Origin of the sequence: Myxococcus sp. AM011, assembly GCF_013372595.1 — a bacterium.
GTDB lineage: Bacteria > Myxococcota > Myxococcia > Myxococcales > Myxococcaceae > Myxococcus > Myxococcus eversor.
The window spans coordinates 1-25,077 of the sequence record NZ_JABXEM010000011.1; the positions used below are offsets into that span (position 1 = coordinate 1).

At 65.6% G+C, this 25,077-nt stretch carries 19 protein-coding genes and 1 pseudogene; 15 read left to right on the top strand and 5 right to left on the bottom strand.

All coding sequences use genetic code 11. The features are described 5' to 3' along the window. The 11 genes and pseudogenes from HUW62_RS03875 to HUW62_RS03920 all read left to right on the top strand — a co-directional run. A partial coding sequence (locus tag HUW62_RS03875; RefSeq protein WP_176433588.1) for a desaturase occupies positions 1–994 on the top strand: 994 nt, incomplete at its 5' end. Between the two features lie 103 nt (positions 995–1,097). Continuing rightward, positions 1,098–1,289 (top strand): 50S ribosomal protein L28, encoded by a 192-nt coding sequence (gene rpmB / locus HUW62_RS03880; RefSeq protein ID WP_015348676.1) that lies wholly within the window; start codon positions 1,098–1,100, stop codon positions 1,287–1,289. 4 nt (positions 1,290–1,293) lie between these two features. After that, positions 1,294–2,253, top strand: a complete 960-nt coding sequence (locus tag HUW62_RS03885; protein WP_176433589.1) for an N-acetylmuramic acid 6-phosphate etherase — start codon at positions 1,294–1,296, stop codon at positions 2,251–2,253. A gap of 37 nt (positions 2,254–2,290) precedes the next feature. Further along, entirely contained in the window at positions 2,291–3,445 is a 1,155-nt protein-coding gene (locus tag HUW62_RS03890) for an anhydro-N-acetylmuramic acid kinase (protein ID WP_176433590.1), read from the top strand. After that, on the top strand, positions 3,442–4,623 hold the full coding sequence (locus HUW62_RS03895) for an ATP/GTP-binding protein (protein ID WP_163868438.1): 1,182 nt from the start codon (positions 3,442–3,444) through the stop codon (positions 4,621–4,623). The genes HUW62_RS03890 and HUW62_RS03895 overlap by 4 nt, the downstream gene beginning before the upstream one ends. A gap of 1,245 nt (positions 4,624–5,868) precedes the next feature. Then, positions 5,869–7,740: a hypothetical protein gene (locus HUW62_RS03900; RefSeq protein ID WP_176433591.1), complete on the top strand. Its 1,872-nt coding sequence runs from the start codon at positions 5,869–5,871 to the stop codon at positions 7,738–7,740. Further along, the gene (locus HUW62_RS03905; protein WP_176433592.1) at positions 7,730–8,665 is read left to right on the top strand and encodes a hypothetical protein; all 936 of its coding nucleotides are present in this window, start codon (positions 7,730–7,732) and stop codon (positions 8,663–8,665) included. Before HUW62_RS03900 ends, HUW62_RS03905 begins: the two co-directional genes overlap by 11 nt. 1 nt (position 8,666) lies before the next feature. Next, on the top strand, positions 8,667–9,752 hold the full coding sequence (locus HUW62_RS49840; RefSeq protein WP_368670334.1) for an N-6 DNA methylase: 1,086 nt from the start codon (positions 8,667–8,669) through the stop codon (positions 9,750–9,752). A 66-nt stretch (positions 9,753–9,818) separates the two neighbouring features. Next, the gene (locus tag HUW62_RS03915) at positions 9,819–10,154 is read left to right on the top strand and encodes an IS66 family insertion sequence element accessory protein TnpB (RefSeq protein WP_176433594.1); all 336 of its coding nucleotides are present in this window, start codon (positions 9,819–9,821) and stop codon (positions 10,152–10,154) included. Further along, positions 10,154–10,465: pseudogene (tnpB, locus tag HUW62_RS49845) on the top strand (IS66 family insertion sequence element accessory protein TnpB); the annotation flags it as partial. The gene HUW62_RS03915 and the pseudogene tnpB, both read left to right, overlap by 1 nt. Before the next feature lie 86 nt (positions 10,466–10,551). Further along, the gene (locus HUW62_RS03920; RefSeq protein ID WP_176433595.1) at positions 10,552–12,030 is read left to right on the top strand and encodes an IS66 family transposase; all 1,479 of its coding nucleotides are present in this window, start codon (positions 10,552–10,554) and stop codon (positions 12,028–12,030) included. A 325-nt stretch (positions 12,031–12,355) separates the two neighbouring features. Here HUW62_RS03920 and HUW62_RS03925 read toward each other — a convergent pair whose 3' ends face one another. Further along, entirely contained in the window at positions 12,356–13,441 is a 1,086-nt protein-coding gene (locus tag HUW62_RS03925) for a DUF4388 domain-containing protein (RefSeq protein WP_163868437.1), read from the bottom strand. A 31-nt stretch (positions 13,442–13,472) separates the two neighbouring features. Here HUW62_RS03925 and HUW62_RS03930 point away from each other — a divergent pair, with 31 nt between their 5' ends. The 3 genes from HUW62_RS03930 (at position 13,473) to HUW62_RS03940 (ending at position 17,341) form a co-directional block, all read left to right on the top strand. Next, complete coding sequence (locus HUW62_RS03930; protein WP_176433596.1) at positions 13,473–14,408, top strand: metalloenzyme; 936 nt, start codon at positions 13,473–13,475, stop codon at positions 14,406–14,408. A gap of 5 nt (positions 14,409–14,413) precedes the next feature. Continuing rightward, positions 14,414–15,331: a hypothetical protein gene (locus HUW62_RS03935; protein ID WP_368670335.1), complete on the top strand. Its 918-nt coding sequence runs from the start codon at positions 14,414–14,416 to the stop codon at positions 15,329–15,331. A 144-nt stretch (positions 15,332–15,475) separates the two neighbouring features. Continuing rightward, on the top strand, positions 15,476–17,341 hold the full coding sequence (locus HUW62_RS03940) for an ATP-binding protein (RefSeq protein ID WP_163868435.1): 1,866 nt from the start codon (positions 15,476–15,478) through the stop codon (positions 17,339–17,341). Between the two features lie 45 nt (positions 17,342–17,386). Here HUW62_RS03940 and HUW62_RS03945 read toward each other — a convergent pair whose 3' ends face one another. The 4 genes from HUW62_RS03945 to HUW62_RS03960 form a co-directional block, all read right to left on the bottom strand. Then, the gene (locus tag HUW62_RS03945) at positions 17,387–18,505 is read right to left on the bottom strand and encodes an OmpA family protein (RefSeq protein WP_176433597.1); all 1,119 of its coding nucleotides are present in this window, start codon (positions 18,503–18,505) and stop codon (positions 17,387–17,389) included. A gap of 28 nt (positions 18,506–18,533) precedes the next feature. Then, positions 18,534–20,264, bottom strand: a complete 1,731-nt coding sequence (locus HUW62_RS03950; protein WP_240356765.1) for a TldD/PmbA family protein — start codon at positions 20,262–20,264, stop codon at positions 18,534–18,536. Positions 20,265–20,391: 127 nt separating this feature from the next. After that, on the bottom strand, positions 20,392–21,711 hold the full coding sequence (locus HUW62_RS03955) for a nucleotide sugar dehydrogenase (protein WP_163868506.1): 1,320 nt from the start codon (positions 21,709–21,711) through the stop codon (positions 20,392–20,394). 67 nt (positions 21,712–21,778) lie between these two features. Continuing rightward, on the bottom strand, positions 21,779–23,854 hold the full coding sequence (locus HUW62_RS03960) for an alginate lyase family protein (protein WP_176433598.1): 2,076 nt from the start codon (positions 23,852–23,854) through the stop codon (positions 21,779–21,781). A 276-nt stretch (positions 23,855–24,130) separates the two neighbouring features. Here HUW62_RS03960 and HUW62_RS03965 point away from each other — a divergent pair, with 276 nt between their 5' ends. After that, a complete protein-coding gene (locus tag HUW62_RS03965) occupies positions 24,131–25,075 on the top strand; it encodes a histidine kinase dimerization/phospho-acceptor domain-containing protein (protein WP_163868433.1) in 945 nt (314 codons plus the stop codon). Positions 25,076–25,077 lie beyond the last annotated feature (2 nt).

Here is a 25,077-nt window from a genome sequence, read left to right on the forward strand (position 1 = left end):
CCCCGGGCTGGACACCCCGCCCCGGCTGGCCTCGGACACTCCCGCCGCCGCCCTGGTGCGCGGCCTGCGCCCCTTCATCAACCACCTGGAGAAGCCGGAGTCACCGCTCGCCCTCACCCGGCCCTTGTCCCAGGTGCTGGCGGCGCCCTCCTACTTCACCGGCGGCCACGACGGCCTGCGCGAGATGCTCACCCGGCGGCTGGCGGAGCTGGGCGGCGACGTGCTCGGGCGCGACAGCCCCACGGGCTTCATCGTCGAGGAGCTGTCCTTCGATGGAAGCAAGTTCGCGGGCGTGAAGCTGGTGCGCTCGGACACGCTCTACCGCGCGGCGTGCATGGTGGCCGCCACCGACTCCGGCGCGCTGCGGCGGCTGGTGACGGACAAGAAGCACCACCGGGGCCTGCTGGAGCACCTGGACCAGTCCAACACCAAGTCCATCCTCTTCACCGTCAACTGGGTGGTGCCGGAGGCGGCGCTCCCTCGGGGCCTGGGCGAGCTGACGCTCGTGGACACGCAGGACGCGGAGCTGGGCGCCATGCTGCTCCAGATCCACCCCGCGCGACCCTCGGCCACCAGTGGCAAGGAGCCCAAGGACGCGGAGGGCCTGCGCGTCGTGTGCGCCGGCGTCTTCATCCCCGCCTCCGCCCGGGAGCTGGGCGAGGAGCACCTGCAGGCCCTGGCCACGCGCATCGACGCGCAGTTGGACGCGGTGATGCCCTTCACCGCGCAGCACCGGCTCCTGCGCTCGGTGCCCTATCTCGACGCCAGCGGCTCGCGCGGCACGCGGCTGATGCCGCACCCGCTCTACAGCTTCGAGTCGGAGGCCGTGCTGGGCGTCACCGGTTTGAGTCAGCGAACCCCGGTGAAGAACCTGCTGCTCGCGGGCCGCGAGGTGCTTCCCGGCCTCGGATTGGAGGGCGAGCTGCTCGCCGGAGTGCGCGCCGCACGCCTGGTTCAAGACATGTTGAAGAAGAAGGATCCGCTGAAGGGCTGATCCAAACGGCTGAAAGGCTGGATTTCCAAGCGGCTTTCTGGCAGGTTCCGCCGCTCTTTATCGGCAGGCGTCCAACGCCCCAGTTTTCAAGGAGTTAGAGGTCATGGCGTGGAAGTGTGACATCTGTGGCAAGCGTCCGCTCGTCGGCAACAACGTCAGCCACGCGAACAACAAGACCAAGAAGCGAACCCTCCCGAACCTGCAGAAGGTCCGGGCCAGCGTCGAGGGCCGCACGGAGCGCGTTCTCGCCTGCACCCGCTGCATCAAAGCGGGCAAGGTGACGAAGGCGGCTTGAAGTAATGCGCTCGGGGGCGGGGTCCTCACGCGCTTCATCAACGAAACTCCCTCCCACCGAGCGGCTTCACCCCCGCGCGGACGACCTTGATCTACGCTCCATCGGGTCGGTCGTCCGCCAGTTACATGACGAGGACGTCGTCGCCGTCCGTGCGGTTCGCTCCGCGTTGCCCGCTGTCACCCAGGCAGCGACGGCCGTGGCGAACGCGTTGCGGGCGGGCGGCAGGTTTCTCTACATCGGTGCCGGCACCAGTGGACGCTTGGGCGTGCTCGACGCCAGCGAGTGTCCTCCTACGTTCGGCAGCTCCCCTTCCCAGGTCCAGGCTCGCATCGCCGGTGGACGCCGGGCGCTGACGCACGCCGTGGAAGGCGCCGAGGACGACGCCGACGCCGGCGCCTCCGACGTGCGCGCCTTCGACGCGGGGCCTCTCGACGTCGTGTGCGGCATCTCCGCCAGCGCCTCCACGCCCTACGTCCGGGGCGCGCTGCGCGAGGCGAAGCGGCGGGGCGCTCATACGGTGCTGGTGTGCTGCAACCGGCCCGGGACTCGCGCGGACGTGGACACACTGGTGCTGGCGCGCACGGGGCCGGAGCTGGTGGCCGGATCCACACGGCTGAAGGCCGGCACTGCGACGAAGCTGATCCTCAACGCCATCACCACCGCGGCCTTCGTGGCACTGGGCAAGGTGTACCGGGGCCGCATGGTGGACGTGCGTCCCGTCAACGCGAAGCTGCGGGCCCGCGCCGCGCGCATGGTGGCTGAACTGACGGAGCTGCCCGCCTCGGAGGCCTCGCTCCTCCTGGAAGCGGCCGGTGGTGAGGTGAAGGTCGCCGTGGCCATGCACTTCACGGGGCTGACGGCTCGGGACGCCCGGAAGCGTCTTCAGGAGAACGGCTTGCGCGCGCTTGGCGCCTCGGGACGTAAGGGTCCGCACGCACGGAGCCCTCGCTCGACCGGCCGCTGACGGCGGAGTGTGGGGGGCGAGCCTTAAACTAGGAGGCATGCGCCTCCAACCTCCCCTCTCCGACTCCCAGCGCCCGCGACTGTGCGTCGGGCTGCTGTCCGGCACCAGCGCGGACGCGGTGGAGGCCGCCCTCTGCGAGGTGACGGGCACCGGCGGCGGCGCCCGCCTGCGCTTGCTGTCCCATGTCTCCACGCCCTTCCCTCCGGAGCTGGTGATCCGGATGCTCGGGCCCCAGGACGCCCGCTCGCTGAGCCAGCTCGACTTCGAGCTCGCGGAGCACTTCGCCCGCGCCGCCCTCCAGGCGATTGAGCGGGCGGGGCTCACGCCTTCGGACGTGGCAGCCATCGGCTCGCACGGGCAGACGATGGCGCACCTGCCTCCCGGCACCACGGACTTCCCCTCCACCCTCCAGATTGGAGAGCCCTCCGTCATCGCCGAGCGCACGGGCCTGCCCGTCGTCAGCGACTTCCGCACCCGGGACATGGCCGCTGGAGGCCATGGCGCGCCGCTGGTTCCCTACTTCGACTGGGTGGCCTTCCGGAGCGCCGACGCGCCTCGCGCCCTGCAGAACATTGGCGGCATCGCCAACGTGTCCGTCGTCAGCTCCCGCCTGGATGACACCCTCGCCTTCGACACCGGGCCCGGCAACATGGTGTTGGATGGGCTGGCGCGTCGCGTCACCCAGGGCCGCCTCGCTTGTGACTGGGAGGGGAGCTTGTCGCGACAGGGGGAGGTGATTCCCGCGTTGCTGACGGAGCTGCTCGCGGACACGTTCCTCGCACAGCCTCCGCCGAAGAGCACCGGGCGCGAGCGCTATGGCGACGTCCTGGTGGACCGGCTGTGGGCCGGCTACTCGGCGCGCCCCCATGACTTGATGGCCACCGCGCTGGAGTTCACCGTGGAGAGCACGGCACGAGCGTACGAGACGTGGGTCCTGCCACGCACTCCAGGTCTGGAGGCGATGTACGCCTCGGGGGGCGGCACCCGGAATCCCCGGTTGATGGAGCGGCTGGAGGCGAGGCTGGCCCCCCTTCCCGTCCGCCGGCTTGATACCCTGGGATTCCCGGAAGGGGCGAAGGAAGCGGCCCTGTTCGCGTTGCTGGCGGCCGAATACCTCGTGGGAACCCCAGCGAATGTCCCGTCCGCAACTGGCGCGAAGCGTCGAGTCGTTCTAGGAAAGCTGACACCGTGAGCAGCGTGAACCTGATGGCCCGCGAGGTGGCCGCCAAAATCGTCTTTTACGGACCAGGCTTGTCCGGAAAGACGACCTCGCTGCGGAAGATCTACGAAACCGTCCGGCCCGCGCACCGGGGCGAGATGATGTCCATCGCCACCGAAGGCGACCGGACGCTCTTCTTCGACTTCCTCCCCGTGAAGGTGGAGCGCGTTGGCGACTGCTCGGTGCGGCTGGCGCTGTACACCGTGCCGGGCCAGGTCTTCTACAACGCGACGCGGAAGCTGGTGCTCCAGGGCGCCGACGGCGTCGTCTTCGTGGCGGACTCGCAGCCGGACGCCATGGACGCCAACCGCGAGTCGCTGGCGAACCTGGAGGAGAACCTCTACGAGCACGGCATCCGCCTGGACCGCTTCCCACTGGTGATGCAGTGGAACAAGAGGGACTTGGAGAACGTGCTGCCCGTGGAGCAGCTGCGCCAGGAGCTCAACCCGCGCCTCGTGCCGGACTTCGAGACCGCGGCCACCAATGGGCGCGGGGTGCTCGACACGCTCAAGGCCATCACCCGGCTGGTCATCAAGGACCTGCGCGCCAAGCGCATCGTCCCGCCGCCGCGTCCGGTGGCCCCCGTCGGTGGCACGCAGCCCGCGGGCCTGGAGGCGCAGCTCGCCCAGCATCTCCAGCACCGTCAGCCGCCTTCGCAGCATGTGGCCGCGCCCTCGGGCCATGGCCCCGCCGTGGCGATGATGCCGACGCCAGTGCCTCACCGTCCTTCGGGCTCGTTCCCCGCGATCGCTCCCCCGCCTCGGGTGGAACCCGTCGTGGCTGCACCGCCTCCGCCCATCGCCCCTGTCTCGCAGGCAGCGTCCACCAAGCTGCTGGGCGCGGTGAGCGCGCTGGCGCCGGGAGACATGTTCGACCACGCGCGCGCCGCCGAAGCCGCGTTCATGGCGGGCAACTACTCCACCTGCGTCACCGCCTGCACCGACGCCATCCGGCGCTCGCTGGCCTTCGCGGGTGAGGGCACGCTGGCGCAGCAGGCGTTCCTGCTCCGCGTGGATGGGGCGGATCTGCTGCGCATCCAGGGCCTGGCCACCCAGCAACACCTGCGCGTGGATGACGCGGCCTTCGCCCTCTACGTGCTGATGCAGACCTTCGTCCGCCTCAACGCGGTGGGCCTGCCCGCCTCGGAGTAGGCCGGCCACAGAGGGCACCGTGACCCTCTCACGGGCGCGCTGCAATAGCGGGCATGCCCCTAGCATGAACGATGAGGACTTCGGGTGCCTTTGGCCTCGTCAAGTTCCCTCTGACCAGCGCAGGGAGCATCGACCAATCAAGACTGCGACACCGAACTAGCCTGCGTCAGTACGCAAGGCATCTCACCGCCAATAAAGCATCAATAGCCACAAACCATATTGGACGTGCCTCCCACAACCACCTGCGACCACTCCAACAATTCCACCCAGACGGGTATTTGAACGATACCATTATGGCCGAACAGCTTCGTAGACACGGAGAGGGTCCATGAGTGTTGAGGCTCAGAAGCGCAGAGTCCTCGCTAAATGCGATGCACTTCAACGGGCAGGGCTTTGGCCAGAAGCAACCCGCGTCCGCCCTCGAGCATGGATGAGCAACTTTAGCGGAGACACAGAGGTCGCCATTGCGACCGCACTGCTTGACCGGTTCGTTGTCTTTTCCGATCGAGCGGTCAATTCGCTATTAAAGGGAGCCTTTAGGAACCTCGTCGAAGGGTATCGGCCATTCGCCTTCAACAGAGCACAAAACACACACACAACAAGCACAACCACATCCACACTTTACTTCACGCGACTCGAAGGCGAACGACCCAATCCAACAGACTCTGGGAATCTGTTCTGCCGGAAAGCCCGCCAAGAGATTGGCATCCCAGAAGATCGAATCGTGGAGCCACACGTAGCACTAGACTTGGCAATTGCGGGATACCCAGTAGTTCTACTCGATGATTTCCTTGGCTCCGGGCAGCAACTACTTAAAACCTGGGACAGAGCATATCGACGAACCGCTCCTCTGACCTTCAGAGACGCTCACAAGGCCAATCCGACCACAGTCTTCTATCTCTGTCTTACGGCAACAGCTCAGGGCCTCTCGACCGTATCTGCGATTCCCATCAAAACGTACCACTGTCACGAAATAACAAACAAACACTCAATCTCCAGCATTGGCTCCATTCCCGGACTCCCCCAGGGACATGACGCACAGGCTGAACTCACTAAGTTTCTGCAAGACCATGCTTCGCACCTGATTCTCAAGCCATACATGAAGCAATCCACGTTTGATTCTTTGGGGTTCTACAATCTAGGCCACACCATCGCCTTCGAACACTCAGTTCCCGATGCCTCGCTTCCCATTCTCTGGGCAAAATCGAACAGAACCAATTGGATTCCGCTAATGGAGCGAACCTAGTGAGCACCCCGAACGACATTCTCCTAGATCTTTTCGGCGACTATCGAGCCGAATGGCGAAGCAACCTGTTTGGGTCTCTTTTCATCCAACCACCCTACTTCTCGGAACTTGAGTCGATTCGGCCTTGCGTACTCTTTGGCGGAAGAGGGACAGGAAAAACAACGGCCCTACGTTCATTGCGTTTCGATGCAGCATACGAGCGAATGGTCCGTACGGGAACACATGGGAAAATCCCATATCTCGGCATCTACGTTCGCATCAACAAAAACAGAGTAAATGGCTTCAAGGATTCCCACCAACCTCCAGATGTCTGGTCAAAAGTATTCGCACACTACATCAACCTTCTTATCGCCCTTGAATTCGCACGCCTAATCGAATGGCTCGAAACAGGAGAACAATGGATAGCATTCACCTCTGAGGAACTCAGCGAGACCTCCAGAAGCCTCGGCTTGGCTGCTCCTAAAAATATCAAAACCCTCAAGCAGCTAATTTCCCAGGCGATCATCGATCTTGAGATGTTTATCAACAACCCTCACCGCACAGACATCCCACTACTCTCCATGGCAGAGGCGCCAATACGTCACTTCGCGACCGCCATCGCCTCACGACCCGAATGCGATCATAGGAACATCTTCTGCTGCATTGACGAGTACGAAAATCTATCACCCGATCAGCAGGCCATAGTAAATACATACATAAAGCACTCAGAACCGCCGTTATCCTATAAGATCGGGGTGCGCAGGAATGGCCTAAAGACACGCCAAACCATCGACCAGCATGATCTCCTTCGCGCCCCCGATGATTACAATGAAATCGACATTTCCGCAGAACTTGCGCGACACTTTGCCATTGAAGTAGTTGAGCAACGCCTCCGCCTCGCCGCGCAAAAAGATGCAACCATCCCCACATCGATGGCCGAACTTCTGCCAGAGCTGTCCAGAAAGGAAGAGGCTAAACGACTGGGCGCTGGGGCGATAGCTGCTTCAGTCGTCTCCGAACTTGAGCATCAGAACCCATCCCTAGGTAAGTGGGCACGCAATCTCGGAGTAGACGCATACTTCATTCGATATTGCGCCGAAATGGACGACGAGACGGCCATCGACGTCGCTCACAAATGGATTAACGACCCAACCTACGGCGAGAACCGTCTCAACAACTACGGATACTCAAGCCTATTCTGGCTTTCAAAGGGGCGCAAAGGGGCTCGCATACGGAAGTACTACTGCGGCTCAGATACCTTCATCACGCTAGCATCAGGCAACATTCGCTACCTTCTCCACCTGATCGACGAAAGCGTATCCACCCACTTCGCCTCGGCAGGAACAAAGGCGGCCAAACGAGTCACTCTCGATCCAATCAACCAAACAGAGGCAGCCAAGGCAGTCGGAAAGAAGCGTCTCGACCAGCTAGAGGGACTTACAGAGAAAGGCATCGAACTCAAGAGACTCGTTCTAGCAATCGGAAAAGTATTCTTCGAATATGCCCGCTCCCCCATTGGCCATGCACCGGAAATCGCCAGTTTTGTACTTACCGGCACCCCAGATGCCCGGGCCAGCATGTCACAACTTCTCAACGATGGCGTCGCGCACTTGGCGTTTGAGGTAAGTCCTCGCACAAAAGCAACAACAGAAAGCGAGATGAAGGATGATGAGTATCGACTCCACCCTATTTTCTCGCCATTCTTCGAATTCAGCCATCGGAGAAAGCGGCGAGCAACCTTCTCCGCCGACACACTTCTTTCGATTCAAACCAAGCCACAATGGGCAATCCAGCAACTAATGGCAGGGCGCAGCCAAGTTGCCCCCGACGAACTACCTGAACAACTCGCATTGTTTGAGCAGTTTTTCTCGGGGGGTCACAATGAAATCTGAACTACTTCAGGCATTCTCACAATCATCCACTTTCGCTACATTCGATGACCGCTCGTTACCCGACGACATCACTGTAATCTTCGCCTCGACCGGCCTCGACGATCGCGGCGTTCTCCCAGCCTGGGAACAACGCAGACAGCGATTGCCCGAGCAATGCGTATCGCTCTCAAAGGACCCCACCAATCCGACAATGGCGCACGCATCAATCTCAAGCCGCTCACAGACAATCAGCCTTCATGAGCCACAACAACTCTGGAGCTTTGCAAATCACCCCACCTCGGTCTGCATCGACATCACCAGCTTAACGCCCGACGTATGGGCCCCTCTCATCGAAAGCGCACTGACTTACGTCCCGCAACTCATAGCAACCTACGTCGAACCTAAAGACTATCGTCTCCATCCAAACCCAACCGAAGCAACCATGTTTGACTTGAGCAGCAGCTTTCATGGAATCGCCCCATTGCCGGGCTTCGCCAAGCTTCTCGGCCCCGAAGACGAATTCGACACCGTGTTCGTTGCTTTTCTCGGCTTCGAAGGCTCGCGTGCGCGCGTGTTGGCTAACTCTCTCGACCCGCTTCCACCAACCACGGCTGTAATTGGTATTCCAGGCATGCGTCCCGAGTACCCTGCTCTCGCCGTAAGCAGCAACCGCGACTTTTTAGATGAATGCAGGCCTCACCTGTCTGTTCGCTTTGCCGCAGCCAGTTGTCCATTCGAAGCAGAACAGGTACTAACAGAAATCTCCCTTGAGTATCCGACGTCATACATGTATGTCGCACCCATCGGCACTACCCCCCATTCGCTCGGAGCAGTCCTATTTGCGGCGAAACACAAGCGGCGCGTCGAATTAATGTACGACCATCCAATACACAGCCCTAGTCGAACTTCTGGAATCGGCCCCACGCACGTTTTCGTACTTAAATAGCATGCCCTCCCCGGTGTCACATTTAGACAAATACTATACTCCCCCCGCAACGGCACTTGAACTCGTGCGTGCATTCGAGAGCCACACAATCCATTCGGTGGCGGATGGGGCATGCGGAGATGGGAGTCTCCTGCTCGCAGCAGAGTCGCACTTTACCAATATCACCTGCAGGGGTGTCGACATCGACATCTCGACGGTAAGGCAATTGCGAAACAAGCATCCGCACTGGCTTGTATCTACTGCGGACATGCTGAATCCACGATCGCGGAACGCCATCCCTGCATCCAAGTTGACACATGATGCAGTCTTACTCAATCCGCCGTTCAGCCTGCACACAAGAAAATTCGTCACCGAAACATTAAATCACGAACCCATCAAATGCAGCATCGCAATGGCTCATATATTGGCCAACATTTCAACCTTCAAGCCACGCCATGGACTCTCGGCCATCGTTCCTGAGTCTTTAATGTACTCAGAGACAGACCATGCAGCTAGGCAAGCGCTGTCACATAGCCACACGATTAGAATTACCAAGGAACTACGAAACACAACCTTCAGCGGTGCGCGTGCGAACTCCCTCATCCTACATGTAACCCCGAAATCTGAACTACATCCTCCAGAACCCCATCTCCCCCTAATTTGGCCAAACATGCCAACCTGCATAGTAACGCGCGGTGGGCTACCACTACACGAGGCTCAATATTCCAGGGGAGGCATCCCATTAATCCACAGTACAGACATATCCCTTCTTGGCCTTGGTCGACTTCCTAAGCGAAATGTCCGCCCCATACGACGGGGACAAGTAACAGGAATCGTCGTCTTACTACCGCGAGTTGGTCTGCCAACGGATTCGGCGATTCGAGTTCATTGTTTATCGCGCAACGCACAGCTTTCTGACTGCGTAATTGCCCTGGCATTCAGCTCAAAGCAAGCCGCTAGCACACTTGTGCGGGCACTCAGGACGGACCACAAGATTCTCCAGCGCCTCTACCGAGGAACAGGCGCTCGATATGTTACGATCTCTCGTTTAGTGCAAACTCTCGTCGAATTGGGCGCACGCCCCCAAGTTGACGATGCCTCGTCATAGGTATTGGCCGTAACCGACCGACGGCGGGCGTCCTGAACTGGGGTGGACCTGCCGGTTCACTCTGGCATGCGACGACCCAATCCGGATGAGTGGAAGCAGTTGGTGGAAGAGTTCAAGGCGAGCGGGCTGACGCAGAAGGAGTTCGCGGACAGGCACGAGGTCTCGCTCAGCGCCTTCCAGTACAAGCTGTACAAGAAGTCGAGGTCCACGCTGGGACAGAGGTCCGAATCGACAGAGAGGTCACGGGCGAGATTCCTTCCCGTGGAGGTGGTCGCGTCCCCCGTGCCGCGGACGCGAGAAGGGCTGATGCTCGAGGTGGCGCTGCCGCGAGGAGTGCTCCTGCGTTTCCCGGAGGGCACGCAGGCGGAGTACCTCGCGCACCTCGTGGCGGTGCTCGGCTGATGCTGCTGTTGCCCCGAGCAGTGCGAATCCTTCTGGCACGTGAGCCGGTGGACATGCGTAACAGCATCGATGGGTTGGCGGCGATAGTGCGCGCGGAGTGGAAGGAGAGTCTCTACGCCGGCCACCTCTTCGTCTTCGTCTCGCGGCGCGGGGACAAGGTGAAGATTCTCTCCTGGGACGCGGGAGGCTTTGTCCTCACCTACAAGCGCTTGGAGCAGGGCCGCTTTCGCCTGCCTGCCTTCGGCGAGGACGCCTTGGGAGCGCAGCTGGATGCCACGCAGCTGTCCATGCTGCTCGACGGAATCGACGTCACGCACGTCCGCAGACCAGGCAAGTGGGCACCGCCCCCAGTCGCCGAGGCAATGCCCGCCAGCGGCGGGTTGGTTTTCCCAGAGAGATGGCAGCGTTCGATGCGACGCACCAGTGCGAGTGGCGTGAGCGAGCCGAAGGGCTCGAGCGGGAGAACCTCACCCTCAAAGAGCGCGTGGGCAGCATCGAATCCCAGCTCGCGCTCCTCCAGCGGACTGTCTTCGGAAAGAAGAGCGAGAAGCTCCCCCGTGTCGAGGACGAGCTGCGCAAAGCCGCGGGCGACATGCCCAGGCCGCGCGAAGCGACGCTGAAGGAGCGGCGGCTGAAGCGCGAGGCGCGCGCGACGTTGCCCGAGCGGCTGATTCAACACCGCGTTCCCGAGGAAGCGCGGAGGTGTCCGTCCTGCGGCGGCACGGCGTTGAAGCCGCTGGGCCCCGGCAAGCGCACGGACCTCATCGAGTATGTGCCCGCACACGTGGAGCGGCAGGTCCATCTGCGGGAGACGCTCGTCTGCCCCTGCGGCGCGGGCATCGTCACCGCTCCCGCGCCCAAGGCCATTGAGCAAGGCCAGTATGGCCCAGGCTTCCTGGCCCACGTGGTGACGGCGAAATGCTGCGACTCGATTCCGCTGTATCGCCAGGCCAAGGCCCTCGCCCGCGCGGGCATGCCCGTCGCGCGCACCACGCTCTGCGACGTCTTCCACGAGGTGGGCCGGGCCACGGCGCCACTCGCCGCGCGACTGCTGGCCCTGGTGCGTGAAGCCGCCCTGGTGCACGCCGACGAGACACCCCAACGCGTGTTGGACGAGGGCAAGACGCGCCGGGCCTACGTCTGGACATTCCGCACCGATGAGCTCATCGCCTACGTCCACAGCGCCAGTCGCTCCGGCGTGACGCCCCTAGAAGTGCTCGGGGGAACCCAGGGCTTCCTACTGGTGGATGGCTACACGGGCTACAACCGCGTGACGCTGCCGGAGGGGCGCGTGCGAGTGGGGTGCTGGGCCCACGTACGCCGCAAATTCTTCGACGCCCTCACCACCGCGCCCGAGTCCAGGACGGCGCTCGACCTCATCCTCGCGTTGTACAGCGTCGAGCGTGCCGCCCAAGACTCCGGGACGCTCGGCTCTCCGGAACACCTCCGCGCTCGCAGCACCACCAGTGCACGCATCCTCGAGCGTCTGGCCGCGTGGGGGGATGAACAGCTTCCGCTCCATCCTCCCAAGAGTCCCCTGGGCATGGCCCTTCGCTACACGAAGGGACAATGGAGTGCACTGACGCGCTTCTTGGAGGACCCCTCGCTGCCCCTCGACAACAACGCCGCGGAGCGTGCGTTGCGCGCCATGGCTCTGGGCAGGAAGAACTATCTCTTCGTCGGCAATGACGAGGCAGGTCGGAATCTGGCGGGGCTGAGTTCCCTGGTCGCCACGTGCGAGGCGAACGGCGTCAATCCCGAGGCCTACCTCGCCGACGTGCTGATGCGACTTGGCAGCCACCCCGCATCACGTCTGGACGAGTTGCTACCGCACCGCTGGCAACCGTCCTCCGCCTCCGCGCCTGACTCCTCCTGAAGCCACCCAAGCCTTGGCGACCAGGACCTCCGTGCGCGGCTACCATGCGGCGCGAGCGGAAGGGTGCATCCGGCGGACGCCACCCGTCGGTCGGTTACTATTGGCCTCCTTCACCGTCCACATCCCAGGTAAATGGAAGAGGCAAGCCCCTCAAGCTTTAGGTGGTCCAAAAATTTCAGGGCACATCAGTGGAACGAACGCTGACCAGGGGAAATCATCTGCGGCGACGTTGAGTCCGCGATGAACTGGGAGACGACGTCCACGCCGGCGCCCTCGCCAACCACGTTATGCCCCAATGTAGTCCCCATTCTGACAGTCGTGACGGTCAGCGCGGCGCGGTCAACTGTAACAACCCCATGCGGTGCAGCTTCGCGAGCGTCTTGAGCGTCTCCAACTCGCGCGCGGGACTCGCCAGGACGATGGTGGACACGTCCCACGTCCCGCTCACGAGGCCCGCGATCTGCCGCTCCTCCGGCTTGAGCAGCGACATCCCCTGCGGGTCGTGAATCACGAGCGGAATCAGCAACGGCGGCATGTCCGAATAGAGCGCCGCGACGTGCTCACGCTGTACCAGTCGGGCGAATTCGCGCACGCGTCGGTCCGCGGGGTCGCTCGCCAGCAGGGACGCGCAGACGATGCCCGCCGCGTCGAACTGGCCCTCGCGCATCAGCACCGCGCCCTTCTCCAGCATCTCCGCCACCGGGTCCGCCTCCACCTGCGGCGCGCCCTCCACCTCCACCAGCTTCGCCCGGAGCAGCTCGTACACCCGCCGCGTCACCGACGAGCGGGACACGCCCATCGACAGCCGCAGACGTCCCAGGTTCTGCGGCGTCGCGCACAACCCCAGGATGATCCGGTGCATCAGCGGCTGGCTCGGGCTGGGCGGCGACAACGCGCGGACACTGAGCGCGTCGATGGGCAGCGCCTTCTCCACGTCCGGCTGCTCATCCACCCAGCGCAGCGACTCGAACAGCAGCTCGCGGATGCTCATGTCGGACGGCACCCAGTCCTCGCCCGAGCGGTCCGCGTCCTCCGTCCAGTGGAACGTGCCTCGCTCGGCAATCGTCAGGTCCGTCATCGCCGCGAACAGCTCCTCGCGGCCCAAATCCCGAATCCACCGCGACTGGAGCCCGTGCACATCGAAGGCGGCATCGACATCCGGCGTGCGGGACAGCTCGTCGAAGGCGGCGAGCACCTTGGCCCCCGAGGCGAGCTTCGCCAGCGCCAGGAGCCGGGCCACCCTCCCGCGCAGGCCCTCGGAGGCCGTGGCCCCGACCTGGCCGGAGAGGAGGAAGAGCTTCCGCTCCCCGGCCTCCCAGGAGAGCTGGAGCGTCCCCGTCTTGCGGGAGCTGTCCAGCCATTGAAGGAACTCGGGAAGCGGATAGCTGAAGAGGTCGCCGTGGAGGGCCATGCGTTCTGTTTCGAGGATACAGTCGCGAGCCGTGCGCGTCGCGCTCCTCTTCATCGATGGTGTGGGGATTGGCCGGAAGGACCCGGCCATCAACCCGCTCGCCCATCGAGAACACCTGCTTTCCTTCTTCCAGGACGCCCCAGGCCCCACCCTGCCGGACGGAGGACGCTGTATCCCCGTGGACACGACGTTCGGCGTGTCCGGAAGGCCCCAGTCCGCATCGAACCAGACGGCCATCCTCACCGGAGACCCGGCCCCCGCCCTCATCGGCCAGCACGTGCTGGGCTACCCCAACGCCCCCTTGCGCGAGTTGCTCGCGAACCGCTCCATCGTCAAGCGCCTCCTCGAGGCCGGCCGCACCGCCACCTTCGCCAACGCCTACCCCGCGCCCTACCTGGACGCGCTCGGCGTCCCCCGGCGCCCCACCACCCTGCCCCCGGAGTTCACCCCGACGCCCGAGGCCCGGCGCCGCATGAAGCCCTCCGCGTCCAAGCTGGCCTTCGCCGCGGGCCCCGTCCCCCTGCGCACGCTGGAGGACGCCCGGGCGGGAGACGGCCTCACCCCGGACATCACCGGCTCCAACGCGCGCGCCTACGGCCTGCCCGCCCCCGAGCGCACGCCCGAGGAGGCCGCCAATATCTTCTGGCGCGTGGCCTCCGGCTCGGACTTCACCTTCTTCGAGCACTACCTCGCGGACGAGGCCGGACACGCGCAGGACTTCGCCGCGGCCCACGCCGCGCTGGACACCTTCGACGCCTTCCTGCGCGCCGTGGTGGCCCTCCGTCCCGCCGACGCCCGCGTGCTGGTGTGCAGCGACCACGGCAATGTCGAGGACCTGTCCACGCGAGGACACACCCTGCACCCCGTCCCCGTGCTCTACTTCGGTCCACCCGCGCCGGACGTCGACGGCTTCACCACCGTCGCGGACGTGGGGCGCGCGGTGGTGCGTTGGCTCGGGGTGGAGTGAGGCTCGTGACGAAGGGATGGATGCGAAGTCAGGGGAGCCTCGGCCACGCCCTGGTCCTGCTGCTGCTGGGGTTCTTGGCCGGCTGCTCCGCGCCGCGACGGACCACCCTGGCCGTCCCCACCGAGGGCATGCAGAAGCCCGGCACGCCCACCGCCAGCGGAGCGCGAATCACCTTGGAGTTCCAGGCCCGGGACTCCGACTCCGCGACGCAGGTCCGCCTCGCCGTCGAGCGCGCCCTGCCGCGCATGGCCCGCTGGGGCACCTTCGATGACTCCGTCGCCATCATCATCCACCCCAACCACGCCGCCCTGGAGCGCGCCGCCAACCGCCCGGACCATGACTTCCTGCGCGCCTGGGCCCGCTACGAGCAGATTGAGCTCCAGAGCCCCCGCACGTGGACGCTCCTGGGCGCAGGCCAGGCCCAGGTAGACGAGCTGCTGCTGCACGAGCTCACCCACAGCTTGATGTACCAGGTGGCCTCGGACCGACTGGGCTGGACGCGCAAGGGCATCCCCCTCTGGTTCCGCGAGGGCATGGCCTCGTACACCGCCGAGCAGGGCTACCGCGTCTCGTCCCTGGAGGACCTGGCCCGCTACTGGAGCACCCATCCCCGCGCGGACCCATTGGCGCAGGCCGACGCGCTCTACCGACGCGAGAGCGACATCGTCTATGGCGCCGCCCACCACGCCTTCACCTTCCTGGCCCGGCGCTACGGCGAGCCCGTGGTGCGGGGCATCCTCCACGCCATGAGCCAGGGGCCAGACTTCGCCCAGGCCTTCACCCAGGCCGTGGGCCTCTCTCCCGACGTCTTCCTCCAGGACTTCCGCCGCTACATCCAGTGGCGCGGCTTCAAGGGCGGCCGGCAACTTCGCCTCGCGCCCCCTCCTGAGTCCCTGGACACTCATCCCCCCACTTCACCCTGAGTCATCGCCACCACCTGTTGCCCGGTTGCATTATTCAAAAATGCACACTGGATGCAGGGAACAAACCGGTGGCAGAATTTCGGCCGAGCTGAAATCCACGCCACGGGTTGGGGAAAGCCGTGCGGGGACGGGAGGGGGTATTCGATGGCCGAGCAGCAGCGGAACAGCCCAGGGCTGTCCGCCGAGGCAACGGACTCGCTGACACTGTTGGAGCGACTCCAGCAGTCCGCCGAGGTCCTGGATCAACTCAGCACGACACCAGCACCGGGGCTGCCCGAGGGCACGCTCGCGACCTTGCGCCAGGAAGCCTCCGCGCTGCGGGCGATGCGGGGGGAGCTGGGGCTCTTGCTGAAGAGCTGGTCGCTGCTCACGGACACCTCGCAGAAGCTGCTCAACCTTCCTCCGGACGAGCTGGGCTCTGGCGTGCGGGCCGCACTGGAAGTCCTGGGTCGGCAGATCGACGCCCAGCGTGGCTACGTCAACCTGCTCTCCGACGACGGTGAGCACCTGTCGGACTCCTACGAGTGGTGCGCGCAGGGCATGCGGCCCCACGGACTGGCGAGCCACAGTGGGCGCTCCGTGGTCGGCTTCCGCTGGTCGCTGGACGAGCTGCGCGCGGGCCGGATGGTGACGGTGACGGACGCGGCCCAGCTCCCCTTGGAGGCGACCGAAGAGCGCCGCATCTGCACGCTGCTGAGCATTCGTTCGTTCATCAACGCGCCGCTGCTCCTGGCCGGAAGGTTGATCGGCTGGATGGGCTTCGACACCGTGGACCAGCCGCGCGAGTGGAAGCCGGAGGAGCGGCACCTGATGCGCCTGACGGGCCACGTGCTGGTCAACGCGGTGGAGCGCAAGCGCCGGGACGCGCAGTACCTCCAGGACAAGGAGCGGGAGCAGCGCGCGCAGTCCCTGGGCATCCTCGCGGCGGGCCTGGCGCACGAAATCAACAACCCGCTCGCGTACACGACGGGCAACCTCGAGTACCTGCGCGAGCGACTGCCGGACCCCAGCGAGGCCTCGGACGCGGAATGTCGTCAGGTCCTCGACGAGGCCCTGGAGGGCACGCTGCGAATCCAGCGCATCGTCGCGGACCTGAAGTCGCTCTCCGCCCCCAATACGGAGGCCCGGGAGCCGGTGGACCTCAAGGCCGTCACGGAGAGCACGCTCCGGATGGCGGCGAACCAGCTGCGCCATCGGGCACAAGTCGTCCGGGACTACGAGACGGAGGTGCCTCGGGTCCACGGCACCGTGACGAAGCTGGGCCAGGTGTTGCTCAACCTGGTGCTCAACGCGGCCCACGCGATTCCGGAGGGACACGCGTCCGAGCACCGCATCACCGTCGCCTTGCGCGCCGAGGCCGATGACGTGCTGCTCTCCGTCACCGACACCGGCTGCGGAATCGCTCCGGACGTCATGCCGCGCATCTTCGACCCGCTCTTCACCACGCGCCGCTCGGGCGAGGGCATGGGCATGGGGCTGGCCATCTGCCGCGACATCATCACCGCGCTGGGCGGGCGCATTGGCGTGAGCAGCACGGTGGGCCGTGGCACCACCGTGGAGGTCATCCTGCCTCGCGCGGAGAACGAGATCTTCGTCCCGCCGCTCCCTCGCGTGGGTCCCCCTTCCCTGGGCCGACGCGTGCTGGTGGTGGACGACGAGCCCCGCGTGCTGGACTTGATGCGCAGGCTCTTGCGAGGCCACGAGCTGGTCACCCTCGCCAACGGCCGCGAGGCGTTGGCGCACCTGGGCCAGGACAGGGCCTTCGATGTCATCCTCTGTGACTTGATGATGCCGGAGCTGACGGGCATGGACGTGTACCACTCCGTGCGTGACACCTGGCCGGGGCTGCATGACCGCATCGTCTTCATCAGCGGCGGCGCCTTCACTCCGGAGACCAAGCGCTTCCTCCAGGAGGTCCGCAACCCGGTGCTCGCCAAGCCGTTCGAGGCACAGCACCTGCGCGACATGGTGATGACGGTGGGCTCCGCGCGGCTCGAGGGAGGTTCGTGACGCAGGGAAGCAATCGCGCCGCGCGGCTCGAGTGAAGCTCGCGCCTCAGGGAGGCGACGGCTCCGCGATGAGTTCGACACGGCGGCTGCGGGCGAAGCATCCCGGGGTGCCGTCGTCACATGGCGGCTGGTCCGCGCCCTGGGTCTCCAGAATCAGCCGGGCGCCCTCGACACCGAGCGCCTCGAGCCTCGCCGCCACGGACTGGGCCCGCCCCAGGCCCAGGGATGCATTGATGGACTCGGGCCCCAGGACATCCGCGTGGCCGCGCAGTCGGACGCGCAGGCTCGGACGCTGACGGAGGCAGTCGGCCGCGAGCATCAGCGAGGTGTCTCCCTCCACGGAGAGCCGGGTGTCGAAGAAGGCGAAGTAGACGGGCTCCAGCTCGCAGGTACCGGGAGGCTCGGCGGCGGGCACGGAGACCGTGGCCTCGTGCCGAATCGGGGAGAGGCGATGCGCTTCCGCGAGCACCTCGTCGACGACCCGCGCCGCCACGTCCTCTGGGAGCGGCCTGTTCGCCGCGGACCCGTACTCGATTCCCACCACCGCTTCCTGGGGCTGGCCCAGCAGCAGGAAGACAGGGCGTTGCTGCCACTGCACGGTGACGCCATCGCGCTCATACGCCGTGGAGGTGATGCGCACCGTATCGCCAGGCCGAGCATCGAGTGTGACGCGCCCTCGCATCACGAAGCGATAGCCCTCCACGTACGAGAAGACGTCCGAGCGCCCCTCGTACACCGTCGTCACGTCGAGCCAATGCAAGCCGAGCGGCAGTACATGGCGAAGAGTGCCCTGTTCCCTGGAGTCCGAAGCCGTCGGCAGGGGGCGGCCATCCAGCGTCGCCTCCACGGAGATGAGTTCCCAGTTACCCCCAGGTCCGAGCCGGTCGTCATGCACCAGTTCCAGCCATGCATCAGCCGAGGGCACGGGCTCCGCGATTGCGACGCCGGCCACGAGGAACACACCGCACGCCGACAGCATGCACCGTGTGACGCGGACTCCGGCCACAAGGAGGACACCGCACATGGACAGCATGCACCGTGTGACGCGGACTCCGGCCGCAAGGAGGACACCGCACATGGACAGCACGCCCCACGCGACGCGGGCTCCGTACTGGAGCACCGCACCGCTCGACGCCCAGCCACCCGGCACCGCCGGACGGTCCATGTGCCATGCTCCCCGCATCGTCGAAGGACTACGGCTTCTCGCGAGCCGGCGACGCCTGGAGCGTCGTGGGGCTGGGGAGGATGGGCGGACGGTCCTTGCCCTCCACCGCGCGCTGGAGCTCGATTTCCTGGAGCAGCGCCGCGGGCGCCACCGTGGACACGGGCACGTTGCCGCTCTCCGCGCCGCAGAAGCCGTTGAAGATGCCCCGCTTCTCACCCGTGGCCATGATGCGGTTCACCGCCGACAGCGGCGTGCCGACAATCTCCACACCGCGCACCAGCGTCTCCTTCCCCGTCTTCACATCCACCCGGTACACCATGCGCGGCACCCCCTTGAAGGCCTGGTAGCCGTAGCTGGACGTGTTCGTGTTGCCACCGGTGATGTCGCGGATGATGAGGCCGTAGGGCTTGTCCTGCCGCTTCGCCTCGTCGATGAGCATCTGCTTCAGCTTCGCGTCGCTCACCTGCCGGGTGCTCTCCACCATGAGGTTCGCCATGCGCGCCACCGGCTTCAGGGTGCCCTGGCTGCGTCCGTGCCCGTTGGAGTTCAGGAACCCGTCCACCGGACGCCGGCCCAGCAGGTAGTTTCGCAGCACGCCCTTCTCCACCAGCGTCACCTTCTGCCCCTTCACGCCCTCTTCGTCATAGAGGTAGTACCCGTTGAGAGGCTCCCCAGCCAGTGCACGTTGGGACGGGTCATCGTGGATGGACAGGAACGCCGGCAGCACCAGCTTCCCAATCTGCCCCTTGAACGTCTTCCCTTCGTTGTCCCCATCCTGCCTGTCACCCTCCAACCGGTGCCCCACCGTCTCGTGGAAGAGCACTCCAGAAGCCTCTGGCGCGAGGATGGCCGGCCCCGAGTACGGGTCAATCGCGGGAGCCTGCCGCAGCGCGAGCAGCTCCTCGATGACCTTCTCCGCCGCGGCGCGCACGCGAGCATCATCCGGCAGCCCCGCCTCCGTGGGCGCGTAGAAGTCACGCGAGTCATCCAGCAGCTGGCCATCCGGCGCCCGAGTCACCGCCGTGACATGGAGCCCGTACAGCGTCTCCTCCGTCACCAGCTTCGTGCCCTCGGTGGACACGAACAATCGCGTCACCTTGTCCGACGTGACGCGGACCTCGGAGTCGAAGATTTCAGGATGCGCGTTGAACTGCGCGGAGACCTCGCGCGACAGCTTCACCCAGCGCTCGCGGTTGAACGGGTTCGCCACCGGCGGCTGGACGTAGTTGCTCGCCTTCTCCTTCGTGAAGGAGGCCGGACGCTTCGGGTCCTCCACCGAATAGACGTCCTCGCCCTTCTTCTTCAGGAACTGGAAGAGCGCCGACTTGTACTTCTCGTCGGTGATGAGCCACAGCGCGGTGCGCAGCGCCAGCGGCGAGTCATCCAGCGGGCCTTCCTTGCGCGACGTGTAGCTGGTGCCCTTGGTGGAGAAGGAGAACTCCAGCCCCTCCTCGACCGAGCTGTCGAAGGCATAGTCGCCCACCCGCGTGTCGACATAGAGCCGACGCTCGCGGTAGCCGTCGTCCATGAAGACGGCGCCATAGCGCGCGGCCACGACCTCCTGCGCGTAGTCCTTGAGCTGGTAGCTCATGAAGTACGGCGGCTCGTGGCTCTGCAGCTTGAGCTGTTGTTGATTGCGCGTCAGTTCGCTCGACATGGCGTCGAGCAGCAGCAGTCGCGAGTCCTGCACGGGCGTCGCCGCCAGCAACACGGCCGCGGCCGCCAGCAGGGGGAGAACAGGTCGAGTGAGGGAATTCACGTCCCCCACTGTACCCAAACCACCCCACAAGACGAGCAGGTCCGCCGACCCCAGGTGCCCCTCCCGACACCTGGAGCCGTGAACCCCTGCCCGGAGGGTCGGCCTCCGGGCCCTTGCTTGTCGCCGACTACGCCTTCGTCACCTTCTCGCGGCCCTGGGTCACACCCTTGGTCGCGTTGCGCGTGTCAATCACGCACGAGGAGTTCGCCACCACCGCCGCGTAGTCGATGTTGGTGTGGTCCGTGAGGATGATGACCACGTCGTAGTCGCCCAGCTTCTCCGGCTCCAGGGGGACGGACTTCATCTCCATGTTGAAGCCGTGGCCCTTGTGCAGCTCCGGCACGTAGGGGTCGTGGTAGTTGATCTCCGCGCCCTTCTCCGCCAGCAGCGTCATGATGCGGAGCGAAGGACTCTCGCGCATGTCGTCGATGTCCTTCTTGTACGCGGCGCCCAGGCAGAGCACGCGCGCGCCATTGAGCGTCTTGCGGCTCTTGTTGAGCGCTTCCATGGTGCGCTGCACCACGTAGTACGGCATCTGCCAGTTCACCTCGCCGGCCAGCTCGATGAACTTGGTGTGGAACTCGTACTCGCGCGCCTTCCACGTCAGGTAGAACGGGTCGATGGGGATGCAGTGCCCACCGAGGCCCGGGCCCGGGTAGAACGGCTGGAAGCCGAAGGGCTTGGTGCTGGCGGCCTGGATGACCTCCCACACGTCCACGTTCATCCGGTCGCAGAGCATCTTCATCTCGTTGACCATGGCGATGTTCACGCAGCGGTAGATGTTCTCCAGCAGCTTGGCGAGCTCCGCCACGCGGGTGGAGGACACCGGCACCACTTCCTTCAGCGCGCTGCCGTACAGCGCGGCCGCCACCTCGGAGCACTCCGGGGTGTAGCCACCGACGATCTTGGGAATCGTCTTGGTGTTGAAGTTCTTGTTGCCCGGGTCCTCGCGCTCGGGGCTGAAGGCCAGGTGGAAGTCCACGCCCGCCTTGAGACCGTTCTTCTCGAGCAGCGGCTTGAGCACCTCCTCGGTGGTACCGGGGTAGGTGGTGGACTCCAGGATGAAGAGCTGACCGCGGCGCACGTACGGCGCGAGCGACTCACCCGTCTGGATGATGTAGCTCATGTCCGGTTCACGCGAAGCCGTGAGCGGCGTGGGCACGCAGATGATGACGCAGTCCAGGTCCTTCGACTTCGCGAAGTCGCTGGTCGCCTTCAGCTTGCCCGACTTGGTGAGCTCCGCCAGCGGCCCGCTGGGGATGTGCTTGATGTAGCTCTCGCCCTTCTCAATCTTGTCGAGTTTGCGCTTGTCGACGTCGAGCCCCAGCACCGGGAAGCCCGCCTCCGCGAACGCCATACCCAAAGGAAGACCGACGTACCCCAACCCCACCACACCGACCTTCGCGTCCCGCCGACGAATACGCTCCAACAGCGGGCTGCCGACCATCACCCTCATCGTCCTCACCTCTCCTGATGCGACGTGCCGCCAAGACGGTCACGCCCCGACCAAAAACTCACCTGAAGACAACCACCCACCGCAAACTCGTCGGAGGCTTCACCTGCCCCCGGAACTCCACTGTCATCGCCGGCACCACCCGCCCGTAGCCGGGTGAATACCGGGACTCCACCAATCCAGACTCCAGCCCTCGCTCCAGCAGAATCCATGCGAGCGGCGCGCCAGCGGGGCCCAACTCCACCGCGACAGGCTCGAACTCCAGCGGCTCCTCCGCCGCGCGCTGCGCCCTCGCGAGCACCTGCGCGTCCGGCGTCATGCGCCGCGCCTGCTCGTCGGGAAGATGAAACCGTCCAATGACTTCGTGCCGCCCGGTGCCGATGAAGCTGTCTCGTCCCGCCAGCGCGCGCTCGTGCCGGTCCAACCGGAACGTGCGCTCGATGCCCATCGGCGCGGGGAGCATGCGGTAACCATCATGACGGACACGCAATCTGTCCACGGTCGCGCCAGGAAGGAAGGCCACCACGCGCGCCTTCGCACCCTCGGTCAGCGCGAAGAGTCGCGCGGGGTCCAACGGCGCCTGCTCCACGCCATCCACCTGCACGGTGTTGTGCGCGGCCGTGCCACGGAACGCATTCCGCATCGCCGGGTCTCTCGTATACGAGCCCGTGCCCGGGTCGACGATGAGCGGACGGCCACCCAGGTGCAGCTCGAAGGAGAGCTTGTCGTTGTGGCTGTGTCCGCCCACTCCGCGCTGGCCCTGCTTGCCCGCGATCACCGTGACGACGGCGCCCGCGCCGCGCAGCACGTGGAAGCCACCCTCCGGAAAGCTCACCGACAGCGGCGCCGGCGCGGGTGCCAGCTTCCGGTGGCGCTCCAATCCCTGGCGTCCCAAGAGCCACGCCGCTTCATCCGGCAGCTCGCCTCCGCCCAGGCCAGCGTCTCCGAAGAGGGCCGCGCCCAGTCCCACCAGATATCCCTGCTCCAGGTCATCCCGCTCACGCAGCGGGAAGACGCGGCCGGAGTCGTTGTCGCCCACCTGCGGGGCCAGGCCCGTCTCCGAGCACCACGCGCGCACGGCGTGGAACATGCGACGCAGCCGCGTCTCGTAGGCCGTGCCCAGCGGCACGCCCGCGCCCCGCGCCACCAGCAGCGCCAGGGTGAACAACTCCACCGACAGCCGGTGGTAGGGAATGGAGCCCTCGAAGGACGTGCCCTCGACGTGCACCTGCGCGGCCATCTGCGCGCACAGGCCCGACACCGACAGCGCCACCTGATGCGCGGCGCGTGGCAGGTCCGGGAAGAGCAACCCCACCACGAGCAAGCCGACGTAGTTGGAGACCAGGTGGTTGTTGGGCACCGTGCCCCGGTCCTCGAGGTGGGCCTCCACCCAGGACTGGTGGTCCGCCAGCGCGCCCAGCACCGGGACGACGAACTCCGGCCGACGCACCTCGGCCGCGTCGGAGAACATGACGAGCGCCTGCGCGAGATTGGCCGCGCGCAGCGCCACCTCCATGGCGCACGTCCAGTGGACGCCCTGCCCCACGGGATTGGCCTGGAGGAAATCCAGCACCTGATTGACGAAGGCGGAGGCCAGCCGGACGCGCTCGCCCTGGGACTCCTCCACCCAGTAGCCCTGCGCGAGCGCGACGACGCTGTCGAGCCGGCCCATCACCCAGGGGTACTTCGGGTCATTCCCCTTCGAGGTGAGCGGCATCCGCTCCACGGGTGCCAGCGGATAGCGGTGGCCACTGAGCGCATCCAGCGACCAGTCCACCGGACGTCCCTCGCCAAAAGCGATGCGCGTTCCAAAGACATCCCACTCCTGTCGGAGCGCGGCCTGCGCACGGGCACGAGCGCGCTCCCGCGCTCCAGGAATGGCCGCGAGCGCGTCCAGCACGGAGGCTCGCTGCGACAGCTCACACCAGATTCGCGACGCTCGACTGTCGAGGGCTCGCTCCGTCAGCTCCTCCGCGCGGGCCGCGCCAAAGGCCTGGAGCAACACCACCTCATCGGTGCGCTCGCGCCTTCGATATCGTGCCTGCCGCGCCACGCCCTGCACCCGCCGCATCGCACTGAGGGCCAGGGCCCCCGGAGCGAGTCTTGCGATTGCCGCGTAGTAATCGAGAGTCCCCATTCGTCCCTTCCGCCGCCCGTCGCAGTGGCCGTTAGCAAGGGTCCGGCCAAGGGGTCCTCACGAGGAGTTGAGCGGGTTTGGGCGATCATCCAGCCCCGCGGGACAGTAAAAAGTCGGGGGCCTGGCGGCGGCCGTGGGTAAAGGATTGCCGATACGCGTCCCTTTCTTTGCCCTCCCTGGGCAGTGTTGCGCCCAGACCGCGCCGTGCTCATACCTCTGCGCGTGCAAGTGGGTGCTTGGAGTGGGCGGAGCGTCGACCTCAAAGTCGACGCGGGGGTGGAGCAGACGCTCGCGGCGGTGGCCGAGCGCGCGCTGCGCTGTGGCGCGCTGGCGGGGATGGAGCTGCTGCTGCGGGAGACGCTCCGGCTGACGGAGGCGTCCGGCGCGGCCCTCTTCGATGGACGCACCTGCGTGGCCAGGGCGGGCACGGGCGTCGCCGGCTCCACCTCAAGAGGTGGACGACTCCTGAAGGTCTGGCCCGAGCGGACCGGACGCGCGGATGGACAGGTGCTCGCACGGCTGTCCGCCCTGGGAAGCGCGCTGCTCGCCGCCCATGCCCGCGAGTCCGCCGCCGAGGCCCGACACGCGCGATTGTTGGCTTCACGACGCGAGCAGGAGCGCGACGCGGTCCGCTGGGAGCAGCGCCGCTCGCTCGCGGCCCATGACTTGCGAACGCCCCTGATGGTCATCAAGGGCTACCTGGACATGATGTTGAAGGGCACCGCGGGCCCGCTGAATGCGACGGTGCAGCGCTACCTGGACCGGATGATGCGCGCCGCCCAGGACCAGAAGACCCTCATCGACTTCCGCCTGGGGCGGGGCAGCGCCACGGACCTGCGGCCCCTGCTCCACGCGGCCTTCGGCCCCGACACGCGGCTGGCCTCGCGCTGGCGTGTGACGATGACGGTACCGGAGCGGACGTTGCTGGTGAAGGCGAGCCCCGCGCAGCTGAAGGCGTGGGTGCGCGCCCTCGTCCGAGGGCTTGCGTCCACACGCGCCACCTCCGTGACGCTTCAAGTGGAGATGCTTGAGGCGACGGGCTGCTGGCGACTTGTCGCCACGACGCAAGATGGAGGTGCGCCCGGAGAGCGCGCGCTCGCGTTGGTGGGAGAACTCACGCGGCGACTCGGTGGCACGCTGCGCTCCCCCACTCCGGGCGAGCAACCGTGGGTCGTCCAGCTCCCCGCGGAGCTGGGGCCGCCAGGAGCTTCCAGCCCCTGAGC

What these genes read in the sequence shown, in the direction of transcription:
- rpmB (WP_015348676.1), top strand. Translation starts at nt 1,098, where the DNA reads ATGGCGTGGAAGTGTGACATCTGTGGCAAGCGTCCGCTCGTCGGCAAC.
- HUW62_RS03885 (WP_176433589.1), top strand. Translation starts at nt 1,294, where the DNA reads ATGCGCTCGGGGGCGGGGTCCTCACGCGCTTCATCAACGAAACTCCCT.
- HUW62_RS03890 (WP_176433590.1), top strand. Translation starts at nt 2,291, where the DNA reads ATGCGCCTCCAACCTCCCCTCTCCGACTCCCAGCGCCCGCGACTGTGC.
- HUW62_RS03905 (WP_176433592.1), top strand. Translation starts at nt 7,730, where the DNA reads ATGAAATCTGAACTACTTCAGGCATTCTCACAATCATCCACTTTCGCT.
- HUW62_RS49840 (WP_368670334.1), top strand. Translation starts at nt 8,667, where the DNA reads ATGCCCTCCCCGGTGTCACATTTAGACAAATACTATACTCCCCCCGCA.
- HUW62_RS03915 (WP_176433594.1), top strand. Translation starts at nt 9,819, where the DNA reads ATGCGACGACCCAATCCGGATGAGTGGAAGCAGTTGGTGGAAGAGTTC.
- HUW62_RS03920 (WP_176433595.1), top strand. Translation starts at nt 10,552, where the DNA reads ATGGCAGCGTTCGATGCGACGCACCAGTGCGAGTGGCGTGAGCGAGCC.
- HUW62_RS03925 (WP_163868437.1), bottom strand. Translation starts at nt 13,441, where the DNA reads ATGGCCCTCCACGGCGACCTCTTCAGCTATCCGCTTCCCGAGTTCCTT.
- HUW62_RS03940 (WP_163868435.1), top strand. Translation starts at nt 15,476, where the DNA reads ATGGCCGAGCAGCAGCGGAACAGCCCAGGGCTGTCCGCCGAGGCAACG.
- HUW62_RS03945 (WP_176433597.1), bottom strand. Translation starts at nt 18,505, where the DNA reads ATGGACCGTCCGGCGGTGCCGGGTGGCTGGGCGTCGAGCGGTGCGGTG.
- HUW62_RS03955 (WP_163868506.1), bottom strand. Translation starts at nt 21,711, where the DNA reads ATGGTCGGCAGCCCGCTGTTGGAGCGTATTCGTCGGCGGGACGCGAAG.
- HUW62_RS03960 (WP_176433598.1), bottom strand. Translation starts at nt 23,854, where the DNA reads ATGGGGACTCTCGATTACTACGCGGCAATCGCAAGACTCGCTCCGGGG.